The following is a 14,437-nucleotide window of genomic DNA, read 5'->3' as shown; positions in this document are numbered from 1 at the left end:
AGAAAAAGATCTCGGTCTTTTTTTATTGTCGATAATGATATTTGTTCAATATATTTGGATGTTTTTTTCATTAACAGTTATAGAATCTGGTATACATGTAGTTGAGCAAGGTAGAAACGGATACTTTGTTTTTAGTACTTTGGTTTTGTTGCTTTTTTTTATTACAACAATAATATCTTTAGTCTTTTTTAAAAAAATATTTACTCAATTATTTAAGAAAATTAACATTACTAAAATTAAATATGGAAAAATAAAAGAGCATCAAATAACAAGAGTAATTATAGGTTTTGTTCTTTTTCTTGCTTTTTTAAACCTATTTCTATCTCCTATACCTGTTTTTTCAGATAGTGTAACAAAGTTTAACTTTTGGGAATATGCAAAATTTCCTTTTTTAAAATCTATAGTTGGTAATGTAATGGCTTTTGTAGCCTTTGGGTCTGCTATTTTATATAGATATTATAAAAAAACCTCTATTTTTTTCTTTTTTCTTTATATTGTTTACTTATTGTTAATTGGACAAAAGTTTACAGGGTTTTTTATTGGTATTTCAGGAGCTTTAATTGCCTTTTATTTTTCATCAGAAGATAAAATAAAATTTAAACTGAAATGGATTTTTAATAAATATTTATGGATTTTTATTGGGGTTATATTTTTTTTAGCTTTATATAAGTATAGTATTGATAATCCTTTTAGAAATTTAAAAATGACTGCTTTAGAGGCAGTTTTTTATCGATTTTTTGGGTTACAAGGTCATGTTTTTTGGGGTGTAACAGATCAGTATATTTATCAGGGTAAAGCCAATACTTGGAATGTTTTAGAACTTTGGAAAGGAATGCATCATTTAATGTTAGAATTTTGGCCATGGAGATATCAAGACTTTATTTCTGTAACGACAAGAGGTGTAAGTTGGACAAATGCTTATCCATCAATTTTAATTAGAATTTTTCCTTTACCCTTAGCACTTTTTGCAAATTTTATTTTGATGTCTTTTGTTGCTCTCATGCAAACTTTGTTAACAGTTTTTATTAAAAGAAAATCCTTATTTGTAAGTCTTATTTTATTTCAGTTATTAATCTGGACGAGTTATGCATACACCATGGCGTATTTTAGTAAACTAACAATACCTGTTTTTTTTATTTTAGCCTTTTTTACATATAAATATTTGGTAATGAGAACAAAAAATGAGCAACAATGAAAAAAGAATTGATTTTAAAATTATCAAGTTATTTTTATTTTTTAATGATGTTTTTTTTACCAATATCATTATTATTGGATAATATTTTTTTAGGCTTATTGTTTCTAAGTGTTATATTAAATTCAAAAAAAACAATAAAAAACAATATCTTATATTACCTGTTTGCTTTTTTTACATTTACTGTTTTAAATGGTGTTTTAAATAGTTTTTTTGTAGTTGAAAAAGAAAATTATTTAAGATTATTGCCTTTGTTACTTATTCCTTTTAGTTTAGGAAATATCGATAATACTACAAAGTTAAAAGGACTTTTTTTTCTATCACTTGGCATTGTAATTATTCAATTAAACTCGGTTTATGGTATAATTAATTATTATTATTTTACCGAAGGTAAAAAATATGCTTTAAGAAATTATTATAAAGTTAATGAAATATTAAATTACGAAAGACCTTACCTTGGTTTCTTTTCTGCAATCAATATTATTATCTGTTTACATTATTTTGTTACTTATAAAAGAAAAATTTTAAGCATTGTAGTAGCGTTATTTTCTTTAATATTGATTATCGTTATTTCTGCAAGACTTGCTATTATTGTTGTAGCTTTAACAGGTTTAATAACAGTTTTTAAAATTTTTAAAACAAAAAATATTATAAAACCGTTACTTATTTTATTCGGAATACTATTTTTAGTACTCTTGAGTAAGAGTTCGTTAAAATATAGGTTTTTACAAATAACAAAAGATGCTAGACTTGTTACCTGGACAGGAGCTTCGGATATTTTTTTTAAAAATTCGTATTATATTTTTGGCTCTGGAAGCGAACAACAAACAAGAGATAATCTTTTAGAGCATTATAAAGATTATGATGGTTTTGATAGTGAGGCAGAACAAAACAGGTTTATTACTAAAAATTACAATACTCATAACCAATATATAAATGAATTATTACGAGGCGGGTTCGTTGGTTTATTTTTATTAGTAATTCCTCAAGTAATACTTTTGTACTCTAATTTTAAAAAAAATAATGATATTGCATTAATGTTCCTTTTTGCTATTATAAGTTTTAGTTTTGTAGAAAATATTTTAGATAGACAGGTAGGGGTTTATTTATATGCTTTACTTTTGTGCTTAACAGGAATTAATTACAAAGTAAAAGAATAAATGGTAAAAATTTTACATATTGCAAGACCTATTGCAGGTATAGGTGTTTATGTTTCTTTGCTTTCTAAATATTTAGATAGCTCAAAATTTTCAAATACTATTATATGTAATACTAATGAAGATATCATTGATATTGTTAATGACAATGGTGTAAAAATTGATCATTTTCATTGCGAGCTAAAAAGAGAGATTCGTTTTATATATGATATAAAATGCTTGATTGGGATTTTTAAAATTGTAAAGAAATTAAAGCCAGATATTATTCATTGTCATAGCTCTAAAAGTGGTATTTTAGGAAGAATTATAGGTTTTATCACAAATACTAAAACTTTATACACACCAAATGCATATTCTTATTTAAGTGCAGACGCAAAAAGTAAACGCTTTTTATTAAAAAGTATTGAACGTTTTTTTGGTCTTTTACCTGTTAAAACTCTAGCTTGTTCAACATCAGAATTAAATAGAGCTATTGTTGATTTATCAATAAAAAAAGATAACGTTACACTTTGGAATAACTCTATAGAAAATGAAATAATAACAAAAAATAGCGAATATTTATCTAAGCTTCCAAAAGATTTTATTTGTTCTATCGGAAGGCCTTCATATCAGAAACATACAGAACTCTTAATTAAAGCTGTTTTAAAAATTAAAGAAACTCAAAAAAACATTCATTTGGTTATTTTAGGAGTTGGATTTTATTCGCCAACATTAAATAAAATAAAGAAAAGCATTCTTTCAAATAATCTTTCCGAAAATATTACGTTAGTACCTTGGTTAGAAAGAAGTGAAGGTTTGGGGATATTAGATAAAAGTTTAATTTTTGTTTCTTCCTCAAGGTATGAAGGTTTACCTTATGCTGTTTTAGAAGCTTTGTCTTTAAGTAAACCATGCGTTTTAACAAATGTTGATGGAAATAAAGATCTTGTAAAAAATAATTATAATGGATTTTTAGTTGATGAAAATGCAGATGAACTAGCCCAAAAAATTGATAAGATTTTATCTGACACTGTTTTAAGAAAAGATATGGAAAAAAATGCTAGAAAAGAATTTGAAAGTTTTTATGATATTAAAAAAAATATAAAAACACTAGAAAAAATATATCTCTCTTTTATAAAGTAATTCTAAAAAAAAATAAAATTCATAAAATGATTTTGTAATTTTTTTGAATAATGCAATATATTTGCCTCCACAATAAAAAAAAGTTTGAAAAAAAGATATTCCTACTTAATAAAACCTTTCCAATTAATTATAGATTTAATAATCATTAACTTGGTTTTTTATTTTATTTATGATGCAGAATATCTAAACCTATTTTTTTTAGTTTATATATCATTTTTTTGGATAATTTCTTCTTATTTATTAGGTTTCTATAAAGTATTTAGATTTACCAGACTTTTAAGAGTGTTGAGTCTTTTAGTTAAACAATTTTTTGTTTTTATATTAGGGTATTTTGCTTTTTTTGGAATCTTTAGAGAAGGTCAAGTTGTAGATTATCAGTTTTTAGTTTTAGTAAGTATAATTATAAGTATATCAGTCATTAAGATACTTTGGCTGTTTCTGTTAAAAAAATATAGATCTTTTGGAAACAATCTAAGAACAACTATAGTTTTAGGATTTGATCAATCAGCTAAAAATATTATTAAACTATTTAAGAGTAAATCTAATTTAGGATATAATTATCTTGGTTTTTTTTCAAACAAAGAATACAAGAACAAAGAATATTTAGGTGATTTAGAAGATGTTTTTATTTATGCAAAGAAAAATGAAGTTGATGAGATTTATTGCTCTTTACCAGTTTTAACAAAAGAGCAAATTAAAAAAATAAATAAGTTTGCGACAGAACAAAATATAACATTAAAGTTAATTCCAGATTCAATAGAATTATATTCAAAAAACCAGAGTGTAGAGTATTATGATGATGCTTTAATGGTTTTAAATGTAAACAGACTTCCTTTCGAGTTTTCAGAAAATTTTTATATTAAAAGGATATTTGATATAATATTTTCTTTACTTGTGTCTATACTAATACTCTCTTGGTTAATACCAATTCTTTGGGTTTTAGTAAAATTAGAATCTAAAGGTCCATTAATTTTTAAACAAGACAGAGAAGGCTTAAATGGAGATCATTTTATATGTTATAAATTTAGGTCTATGAGAATTAATGATTTATCTCATAAGGTACACGCAACAAAAAATGATGAAAGAGTAACCAAAATTGGTGCATTTTTAAGAAAAACAAGTATGGATGAGTTGCCTCAATTCTTTAATGTTTTACTTGGTAATATGAGTGTAGTTGGGCCTAGACCACACATAGAAAGTCTTTCTTTAGAATATCAAAAGGAAGTAGAAGATTATTTAAAAAGGCATATTGTAAAGCCAGGTATAACTGGTTTAGCGCAAATTAGTGGTTATAGAGGAGAGGTGCAAAAAAGATCAGATATTAAAAACAGAGTGCGTTTAGATATTTTTTATATAGAAAACTGGTCTTTTCTTTTAGATATTAAAATAATTATTAAAACAATACTTAACGCTTTTAAAGGAGATGAAAAGGCATATTAATAAATGAAAGAAATACTCGATTTATCAGCGTCAATTGTATTATACAATGAGAATTTAGAAGAACTAACAAGTACTATTAATGCTTTTTTAAATGTGCCATTAAAAAAGAAACTCTACTTAATAGATAACACAAATAAAAAGCGTTTTCAAAATATTTTTAATCAAAAGGATGTAGAATATATTGCTGTTGGTAAAAATATTGGTTTCGGTGCAGGTCATAATATAGTTATAGATAGAATTAAAAATAATTCAAATTATCACTTAGTATTAAATCCTGATGTTAATTTTGAGAAAACTGTTATCCCTAATTTAATTTTAGAATTAAGTAAAGATGAAAGTCTTTCAATGATTGCCCCAAAAGTTTTGTTTCCAAGCGGAGAACATCAATATTCATGTAGAAGATATCCTCATTTTTTAGAATTGGTAGCTAGAAGATTTCCTTTTGTAAAGCCATTGTTTAAGCCAGCTGTTTTTAAGGGTCAATATAAAGATAAAGATTTAACAAATTCATTTTTTGCCGAGTACCTTGCTGGTTGTTTCCAACTATATAGAACCGACGATTTTGTTAAAATAAAAGGATTTGATGAACGTTATTTTTTATACATGGAAGATGTAGATATTTGTAGAAAAATTGATCAATTAGATAAAAAGAAACTTTACTATCCAGAGGAAGTAATTTTTCATGTTTTAAAACAAGGTTCAGCAAAAGACTTAAAATTATTTTTAAGACATTCTTCATCAGTAATTAAATATTTTGTTAAGTGGGGTTTTTAGCTTTTTTATTGTACAAAATAATTACTTAATTTTAAATAAAAAAGAATTTAGTAGCTTCAATTTTACATTTTAAGCCTTTATTTGTCTTAAAATAAAAGGAAAACATATTTTTAATTATTCTTTAAATAATTTCGAACTCATATTGGGTTTTTCTAATTTGGATGTAATTATAATACGTGTTTTTGTTGTTGGTTTTATCATTTTCTCTAAAATTTGGTGAATAATTTTATAGATTATTTTTTATTTCACTTTATAATTCTCATATTAGTAGTCTGTTTAACAGAAACATTTCTTTTGCTATGAAGAAAAGTTTCTAGTAGTTTTTATTACTATTTAGAAAAGAAAGAATTTTGAATTTGAAACATAAAAAATCCATATTTATAAGAGCTTTAATAATCTTAATTGATTTGCTAGTACTTAATGTTGTAGTATATTCAGTTTCTGATGAAAAGTATTTAAATTTTTCTTTTCTTCTTTATATTTCAATTTCTTGGTTAATAATATCTTATTACACTAAATTTTATAAAGTTTATAGATATACGCAGACAAGTAAGTTATTTTCGCTTTTGCTCTCACAATTTTTTGTTTTTTCACTAGCCTATTTAAGTTATTTTACAGTTTTTGAAGAAGGAGAATTGGTAGGGAATCAAATTTTAATTTTCTCGTTAACTATAATTCTTATTACATTCTTTAAAGTTTTAATTTTCTTTTTACGCAGAAACTATAGATCTAAAGGTAATAATTATAGAAACGTTGTTCATTTTGGTGAAATTTATTCTTCAAAAAAATTAGAAAACCTATTTCATTTTAAAAATGATTTTGGTTATAGATATATTGGTTTTTTTTCATCTAAAGAATATGAGTCAAAATACTATTTAGGTCATATAAAAACAGGTTTTAAATATATTGAAGAAAATGATATAGATGAAATATATTGTGATCCGGCAGAGATTAGTACAAGTATGTTAATTAAAATAAGCAAATATGCTGAGGAAAATGATTTGGAATTAAGATTGATGCCAGAAAATAATGCTATTTATAGTAAAGAACTTGTTCTAGAATATTTTGGAACTGTTCCAATTTTAAAACCGAAACCATTACCTTTTGAAAAAATTGAGACACATATTGTTAAAAGAGTTTTGGATATTTTTTGTTCTGCTTTCGTTTGTATATTTGTTTTAACTTGGATGCTTCCTCTTTTATGGTTAGTTATTAGATTAGACTCTAAAGGACCTTTGTTTTTTAAACAAAAAAGAGAAGGTATAGATGGTACTCAATTTTTATGTTATAAGTTAAGATCCATGAAAGTTAATAATGATGCAGATAAAGTATCAGCAACAAAAAATGATAAAAGAATAACAAAAGTTGGTGCATTTTTAAGAAAAACAAGTTTGGATGAGTTTCCGCAATTTTTTAATGTTTTGTTAGGAGATATGAGCATTGTAGGTCCAAGACCTCACATGAATCTTCATTCAAAAAAATTTATAAATGAAGTTGATAATTATTTATTAAGAAACTCCGTTAAGCCAGGTATAACTGGTTTGGCTCAAATTAGTGGTTATAGAGGAGAAGTGGTCAAAAAATCAGATATTAAAAACAGAGTGCGTTTAGATATTTTTTATATAGAAAATTGGTCGTTTTTTTTAGATATTAAAATAATTGCTCAAACTTTTTTTAAAGTTTTCATCAAAGAAGAAAAAGCATATTAAGTTACTGTATTTTAATCTTTAACACACTACATCTGTAGTTATGTGTTTTTAAAAATGGTAATTTTAATTAAAAATCTAAATTGACTTTCCTATTAAATTGAGTATCCAAAGAATTTAAAATATATTTGCAATCATAACAACACAACACACATGAATGTACTTATTTTAGGTTCTGGAGGTAGAGAACATGCCTTTACTTTAAAACTACTAAAAAGCAACAAGATTAATCAAATATTTGTGGCTCCTGGAAATGCAGGAACTCACAAAATTGCAACAAATATTAATATTAGTGTTTCTGATTTTATAGCGATTAAAAAAACTGTTTTAGAGAACGATATTAAAATGGTTGTTGTTGGTCCAGAAGTGCCTTTGGTAGAAGGTGTTCACGATTTCTTTTTAGAAGATAATGAGTTGAAAAACATTCCGGTTATTGGTCCAAAAAAAGACGGTGCTTTGTTAGAGGGTTCAAAAGATTTTTCTAAACAATTTATGCAAAAACATGGTGTGCCAACTGCAAGGTATCAATCATTTACAAAAGATAATTTAACGCAAGGTTTTGCTTTTTTAGAAACTTTAGATCCGCCTTTCGTTTTAAAAGCAGATGGTTTAGCAGCAGGAAAAGGTGTTTTAATTATAAATTCTTTGGATGAAGCTAAAACAGAATTAGAAGAAATGGTTTCTAATCAGAAATTTGGAGAAGCATCAACAACAGTTGTTATTGAAGAGTTTTTAAAAGGAATAGAATTGTCTGTGTTTGTCTTAACAGATGGAAAAAACTATAAAATTTTACCATCAGCAAAAGATTATAAAAGAATTGGAGAAGGAGATACTGGTTTAAATACTGGTGGAATGGGAGCTATTTCTCCAGTGCCATTTGCTGATAAAGCTTTTTTGGATAAAGTAGAAGAATTAGTAGTAAAACCAACAATTGACGGTTTACAAAAAGATGGAATTGATTATAGAGGTTTTATTTTTATCGGATTAATGAATGATAATGGAAATCCTTCTGTAGTTGAATATAATGTAAGAATGGGAGATCCAGAAACCGAAGTTGTTTTGCCTAGAATCGAGTCTGATTTATTTGAGTTATTTGAAGGTGTTGCAAATCAAACTTTAGATAAAAAATCTTTTTCTGTAACGGATAAAACAGCAACTACAATTATGTTAGTTTCTGGCGGATATCCTGAAGCGTATGAAAAAAACAAAGAAATTACTGGTTTTGATACTGTTGATGAATCTATTGTTTTTCATGCGGGCACAACTATTAAAGACGATAAAGTTGTAACAAGCGGAGGTAGAGTTATGGCAATTACTTCTTTTGGAAATACTATAGAAGAAGCTTTAGAAAAAAGTTATAATAGCATTGATAAAATTCATTTTGATAAAATGAATTTTAGAAAAGATATTGGTTTTGATTTAGTTTAAGATTTAAAACTATCTCGCTTTTTCTATTGTAAAAGAAAACTCAGAACCTTTGCCGTAGGTGCTTTTTAGAAAGATGTTTTCATTATGAGCTTCTATAATATGTTTAACAATAGAAAGCCCTAAACCAGAACCGCCTTGTTCTCTAGATCTACTTTGGTCTACTCTGTAGAAACGTTCAAATAAACGTGGAAGGTGTATTTTTTTTACGCCTTCTCCGTCGTCTATTACTTTTACAATAAATTTTTTATTATTATAGCTTTCTACACCAACGATTGTTGTTCCGTTTGGTTTTCCATATTTTATGGAGTTAACAACAAGGTTAATAAGTACTTGTTCTATTTTTTCTGAATCTGCTTTTACAAAAACAGGGAACTCATAAATTTTATCAAATTGAAGTGTGATGTTTCTTTTTTTTGCCTTCATCTCAAACAAATCAAATACATTTTGAATGAGTTCAAGAATATTAAAAACTTCAAAATTTATTTTCATGCCATCATTTTCCAATTTAGTAATCATGTCTAAATCTTTAATAACAGCCACCAATCTTTCTACGCCCTTATTAGCTCTGTCTAAATACTTCATGCGTATTTGTTTGTCATTAACAGCGCCTTCTATTAGCGTTAAAATATAACCTTGTACAGTAAAAAGTGGTGTTTTTAGCTCGTGGGCAACATTACCTAAAAAATCACGTCTAAAAGAATCTATTTCGGTTAGATTTTTTATTTCTAGTCGTTTACCTTCTACAAATTTTTCCATTTTTCTAGAAAGTATTTCAATGTCTGTTGTAGCACTTTCTTTTTTTAAATCCTTTACATTTAAAAATGAAATATCTTCATATATTTTTTTTAAACGTCTGTAGATAAAGTGTTCTGTTCTATATTGAATAATTAAAAAAGAAATAAAGAAAAGAGAAAGAATAGAAATAATAATAGTAAAAACATTAGAATGTGAGCTTATAAAAAAATAGCATATAGCTGTTATAATTACAGAAAGCAATGTTAAATACACTGCAGACCAAAGAGCATACGAATATGTTTTTTTTGTTTTCAAATTATGTTTGTTATTCTGCGCCTTCTAAAACAAACTTATAACCAACTCCTTTTACAGTTTTAAAATGGTCATCACCAATTTTTTCACGAAGTTTTCTAATATGAACATCAATTGTTCTTCCGCCAACAACAACTTCGTTTCCCCAAACGGTATCTAAAATAACTTCTCTTTTAAAAACTTTTCCTGGTTTAGAAGTTAGCAAAGAAAAAAGTTCAAATTCTTTTCTTGGAAGCGAAATTTTAGTTCCTGCTTTATAAACAACATATTCATCTCTATCAATAACAATGTCTCCCACTTTAAAAGTTTCATCACTTTCCTCTTCATTTTTTAGTCTTCTTAATAAAGATTTTACCTTGCTTACTAAAACTTTTGGTTTAATAGGTTTTGTAATGTAGTCGTCTGCACCAGCTTCAAAACCAGCAACTTGAGAGTAGTCTTCTCCTCTAGCTGTTAAAAATGAAATAATTACATTTTCTAATGATTTTATTTTTCTAATTTTTTCACAAGCTTCAATCCCATCCATTTCTGGCATCATGATATCTAATAAAATTAAATGAGGGGTATTTTTTTTTGCAGCTTTAATTGCTTGTAGGCCATTTTCGGCAGTAAAAACTTGATATCCTTCATTTTTAAGATTATACCCAACAATCTCTAAGATATCTGGTTCATCATCAACTAATAAGATTTTAATATCACTTTTATTCATAATCTTTTTGAAAATTAAATATCAAAAATACAGATAATTCTATTATAAAGACAAGTTCTTAACAATCATTTAATCTTAAATTTTTTTAGTTACTTTTTAATAACATTGAGGTATTCTGAAAAAAATATAATAACTTTTATTAAATTAACAATCAATTAATGTTTTGTTAATCAATGTAAAAGTCAATTATTTATTATATTTACGGCTAATTCAAAAACAAATCACACATGAAAAAAAATTACATTTTTACTTTATTAATTACGCTTTGTTTAACCGCAGTTTCTTTTGGGCAAGAAATGATTTTAAACGGAGGTTTAGAAAATTGGGATGATGATACTACACCAACAAGTTGGACTAAAGCAGAGGTTTTAACAAAATCTACGGATGCACATTCTGGTTCTTTTTCTGCAGTTAGAGATGGAGGTTCTGGAACAAAAGATTTAAGTCAAACAATATCAGGTGTTATTCCTGGTAATAGCTATACTATTAGTTTTTGGTATAAAGTTACTGCTGGAGATGAAGAAGATGTTAGAATTTGGTCAAATTGGAAGTCTGGAGACACTTTTGTTTACCATGTAGGAGATGTAAATGATCGTTCAAATGATCCATTAAGAGGTCCAGAGGATGGTTATTTAGATGATGGTGATGGTGTTTGGACTAAGCATGAGGTTACAGTAACTGCTCCCGCAGATGTAGATTCTTTTTACTTTGAAGTAAGATCTTATTCTAATTCTACTACTTATTGGGATGATTTATCATTTGTAAATAATGGTACAGCATCAGTAAAAGATAATTCTATTGAAGGTTTTGCAACATATCCAAACCCAGTTACAAATAATAAATTTACAGTAACTAGTTCTAGTTCTAATAGAAAAGAAATCGCAATATTTAATGTTTTAGGAGGTAAAGTGTTTTCTTCAACTGTTTCAGGAGTGAAATCTACAGTTGACGTTTCTTCAATTTCATCAGGAATTTATATTTTAAAGGTTACTGAAGATGGTAAAACAGCTACCAAAAAATTAGTTTTAAAATAGACTTTAATTATTCTTAATAGAGTTTTTTTACTCTAAAAGCTCCAAATTAATTTTTGGAGCTTTTTTATTTTTGTATCTTTAGCTTGAAAGAGAAAAAAATAATTAGCTATGAATCTTACGTATAATATAAATGATATCCTTTTTCTAGATATTGAAACCGTTCCTGAAGAAGAAAGTTGGAATTCACTTTCTAAGACAACTCAAGAATTATTTGAAAAGAAAACACAATATCAGCGTAAAGAAGAATTTACTGCAGCCCAGTTTTATGAACGCGCAGGAATTTGGGCAGAATTCGGAAAAATAATATGTATTTCCGTTGGCTATTTTGTAGATGTAAAAGAAGTGAAACAATTTAGAATTACCTCTTTTTTTGGTGATGATGAACACCAGCTTTTAACTGATTTTAAAGTTTTATTAGATAAGCATTTTACTAAAAAAGCAAATATTTTATGTGCTCACAATGGTAAAGAATTCGATTTTCCTTTTATAGCAAGAAGAATGATTGTACATCAAATAGAATTGCCTAAAAAACTAAATTTATTTGGTAAAAAACCATGGGAAATTCCGCATTTAGATACCTTAGAATTATGGAAATTTGGCGATTATAAACACTATACTTCATTAAAGTTGCTTACATCAATTTTAGGAATTCCTTCTCCAAAAGACGATATTGATGGTAGCGAAGTTGCGAGCGTCTATTACAAAGAAAAAAATATTGACAGAATTGTTACGTATTGCGAAAAAGACACCATTGCCGTTGCTCAAATTTTATTGCGTTTTAATAATGAAGTTTTATTAAAAGAAGAAAATATTGTTAGCGTTTAGTTTTTGATTTAAGATTTATCCAAAGAAATATTATTTTTTACAAAGGTAAAATTAGAATACTTTAAGTAATTCGGTGTATCAAGTTATTCTTCCATTTTCATAGAAAGCTCAAACCAACGTTCTTCTTTTGCGTCTATTTCGTTTATAATTTCTTGTAATTCTTCAGATTTTTTTGCGATATCATCTGGTGCAATTTCTACATTTAAAAACTGATTTTCTATAGTTGCTTTTCTTTTTTGAAGTCTTTCTATTTCAATTTCCAAAGCTCCAAATTCTCTCTTTTCATTAAAAGATAAAGTGTTTTTTGTTGCTTTTTTTTCAGTTTCTTTTAGTGCTATTTCTACTGGTTTTTCTTCAATTGTTTCATCAGAATCAGAACTATCATACGCTCTAAAATCAGAATAATTTCCAGGAAAATTTTCTACAACACCTTCTCCTCTAAAAACAAATAAAGCATCAACAATTTTATCCATAAAATATCTATCATGAGAAACAACTATTAAGTTTCCAGGATAATCTAGTAAGAAATTTTCTAATACATTTAGCGTTACAACATCTAAATCGTTTGTTGGCTCATCTAAAATTAAAAAGTTAGGATTCTGAATTAAAACTGCACATAAATACAAACGTTTTTGTTCTCCTCCGGATAGTTTTTCAACAAAATCGTATTGTTTCTTTTTGTCAAACAAAAAGCGTTCTAAAAGCTGAGACGCAGAAATTTTTCTTCCTTTTGTTAAAGGAATAAACTCTCCAAATTCTTTTATAACTTCAATTACTTTTTGTCCTTCTTTAATGTTGATTCCAGATTGCGTGTAATATCCAAATTTAACAGTTTCACCCACTACAACTTTACCTGCATCAACTTCGTTTTTTTGAGTAATGATATTTAAAAAAGAAGATTTTCCTGTTCCGTTTTTACCAATAATTCCTATACGTTCTCCGCGTTTAAAAACGTAATCAAATCCGTCTAAAATCTTTTTATCGCCATAAGATTTGTATAATTTATGAAGCTCTAAAATTTTGCTTCCTAAACGTTCCATATTAATTTCTAATTGTACTTTATGGTCGTTTCTACGTTGATGAGCTTTTTCTTTTATTTGATAAAAATCATCAATTCTAGATTTCGATTTTGTAGTTCTAGCTTTTGGCTGTTTACGCATCCAAGCTAATTCTTTTTTAAAAAGATTTTTTGCTTTATCAGTTGTAACTTGTTCAAGTTGAATTCGTTCTTCTCTTTTTTCTAAATAATAAGAATAATTTCCTTTGTATTTATAGATTTTACCTTCGTCTAGTTCTAAGATTTCGTTACAAACACGTTCTAGAAAATAACGATCGTGCGTAACCATAAATAATGTTATTTTTTCGCTTGCAAAAAATGATTCTAACCATTCTATCATTTCTAAATCTAAATGATTTGTTGGCTCATCTAAAATTAAAAAATCGGGTTTACTAATTAAAACAATTGCTAACGATAATCGCTTTTTTTGACCTCCAGAAAGTGTAGAAATTTTTAACGATAAATCGTCTAATTTTAATTTTGATAATATTTGTGTGTATTGTGTTTCAAAATCCCAAGCATTATATTGTTCCATCAACTCAAAAGCTTTTTGATATGCTTCTGTGTCATCAAGATTTTTTAATGCTTTTTCGTATTTATTAATTACAGAAAGGATAATATTATCCGTAGCAAAAATGGTTTCTTCGATGGTTAAATCAGGATTTAATTCATCATTTTGAGCTAAGTATGCAATAGAAATATCTTTTCTTTTTACTACTTGCCCAGTATCTGGCACATCTAAACCTGCAATAATATTAAGAATTGATGTTTTTCCTGTTCCGTTTTTAGCAACAAAGGCAACTTTTTGGTCTTTATTTATTCCAAAAGAAATGTCTTGAAACAAAATACGTTCACCATAAGATTTAGAAATGTTTTCTACTGAAAGATAATTCACAAGTATTATTTTTTGCAAAGAAACAAAATCAATAGCTAATTTTAAGGTTTT

At 26.6% G+C, this 14,437-nt stretch carries 12 protein-coding genes; 9 read left to right on the top strand and 3 right to left on the bottom strand.

Annotation, left to right across the window (positions count from 1 at the left end):
* Positions 1–58: 58 nt before the first annotated feature.
* From BLT70_RS14005 to purD, 7 genes are all read left to right on the top strand, one after another.
* A complete protein-coding gene (locus tag BLT70_RS14005; RefSeq protein ID WP_091895602.1) occupies positions 59–1,195 on the top strand; it encodes a DUF6418 domain-containing protein in 1,137 nt (378 codons plus the stop codon).
* Positions 1,192–2,352: an O-antigen ligase family protein gene (locus tag BLT70_RS14000; protein WP_091895600.1), complete on the top strand. Its 1,161-nt coding sequence runs from the start codon at positions 1,192–1,194 to the stop codon at positions 2,350–2,352. Before BLT70_RS14005 ends, BLT70_RS14000 begins: the two co-directional genes overlap by 4 nt.
* Positions 2,353–3,471 carry a glycosyltransferase gene (locus BLT70_RS13995; protein ID WP_091895598.1) on the top strand — a complete coding sequence of 373 codons (1,119 nt, stop codon included), beginning with the start codon at positions 2,353–2,355 and terminating at the stop codon, positions 3,469–3,471. It abuts the gene before it with no gap.
* A gap of 84 nt (positions 3,472–3,555) precedes the next feature.
* Positions 3,556–4,911, top strand: coding sequence for an undecaprenyl-phosphate glucose phosphotransferase (locus BLT70_RS13990; RefSeq protein WP_091895596.1), 1,356 nt, complete (start codon positions 3,556–3,558; stop codon positions 4,909–4,911).
* Between the two features lie 3 nt (positions 4,912–4,914).
* The gene (locus tag BLT70_RS13985; RefSeq protein ID WP_091895594.1) at positions 4,915–5,685 is read left to right on the top strand and encodes a glycosyltransferase family 2 protein; all 771 of its coding nucleotides are present in this window, start codon (positions 4,915–4,917) and stop codon (positions 5,683–5,685) included.
* A gap of 350 nt (positions 5,686–6,035) precedes the next feature.
* Complete coding sequence (locus BLT70_RS13980; RefSeq protein ID WP_368086339.1) at positions 6,036–7,394, top strand: exopolysaccharide biosynthesis polyprenyl glycosylphosphotransferase; 1,359 nt, start codon at positions 6,036–6,038, stop codon at positions 7,392–7,394.
* Positions 7,395–7,544: 150 nt separating this feature from the next.
* Positions 7,545–8,819: a phosphoribosylamine--glycine ligase gene (gene purD, locus BLT70_RS13975; RefSeq protein ID WP_091895591.1), complete on the top strand. Its 1,275-nt coding sequence runs from the start codon at positions 7,545–7,547 to the stop codon at positions 8,817–8,819.
* 9 nt (positions 8,820–8,828) lie between these two features.
* On the opposite strand, the gene BLT70_RS13970 is transcribed toward purD, so the two are convergent.
* Both BLT70_RS13970 and BLT70_RS13965 read right to left on the bottom strand, forming a co-directional pair.
* The gene (locus BLT70_RS13970; protein WP_091895589.1) at positions 8,829–9,869 is read right to left on the bottom strand and encodes a cell wall metabolism sensor histidine kinase WalK; all 1,041 of its coding nucleotides are present in this window, start codon (positions 9,867–9,869) and stop codon (positions 8,829–8,831) included.
* A gap of 10 nt (positions 9,870–9,879) precedes the next feature.
* The gene (locus BLT70_RS13965; RefSeq protein WP_091895587.1) at positions 9,880–10,575 is read right to left on the bottom strand and encodes a response regulator transcription factor; all 696 of its coding nucleotides are present in this window, start codon (positions 10,573–10,575) and stop codon (positions 9,880–9,882) included.
* Positions 10,576–10,802: 227 nt separating this feature from the next.
* Between BLT70_RS13965 and BLT70_RS13960 the strand changes: the two genes are divergently transcribed.
* Both BLT70_RS13960 and BLT70_RS13955 read left to right on the top strand, forming a co-directional pair.
* A complete protein-coding gene (locus BLT70_RS13960; protein WP_091895585.1) occupies positions 10,803–11,609 on the top strand; it encodes a T9SS type A sorting domain-containing protein in 807 nt (268 codons plus the stop codon).
* Between the two features lie 108 nt (positions 11,610–11,717).
* Positions 11,718–12,434 carry a 3'-5' exonuclease gene (locus BLT70_RS13955; RefSeq protein ID WP_091895583.1) on the top strand — a complete coding sequence of 239 codons (717 nt, stop codon included), beginning with the start codon at positions 11,718–11,720 and terminating at the stop codon, positions 12,432–12,434.
* An 83-nt stretch (positions 12,435–12,517) separates the two neighbouring features.
* Here BLT70_RS13955 and BLT70_RS13950 read toward each other — a convergent pair whose 3' ends face one another.
* Positions 12,518–14,386 (bottom strand): ABC-F family ATP-binding cassette domain-containing protein, encoded by a 1,869-nt coding sequence (locus tag BLT70_RS13950; protein ID WP_091895581.1) that lies wholly within the window; start codon positions 14,384–14,386, stop codon positions 12,518–12,520.
* Positions 14,387–14,437: the final 51 nt, after the last annotated feature.

The sequence above is a fragment of the Polaribacter sp. KT25b genome, from assembly GCF_900105145.1.
Lineage (GTDB): Bacteria > Bacteroidota > Bacteroidia > Flavobacteriales > Flavobacteriaceae > Polaribacter.
The sequence above is the reverse complement of the archived record's forward strand: the minus strand, read 5'-3'. Positions and strand labels throughout refer to the sequence as shown.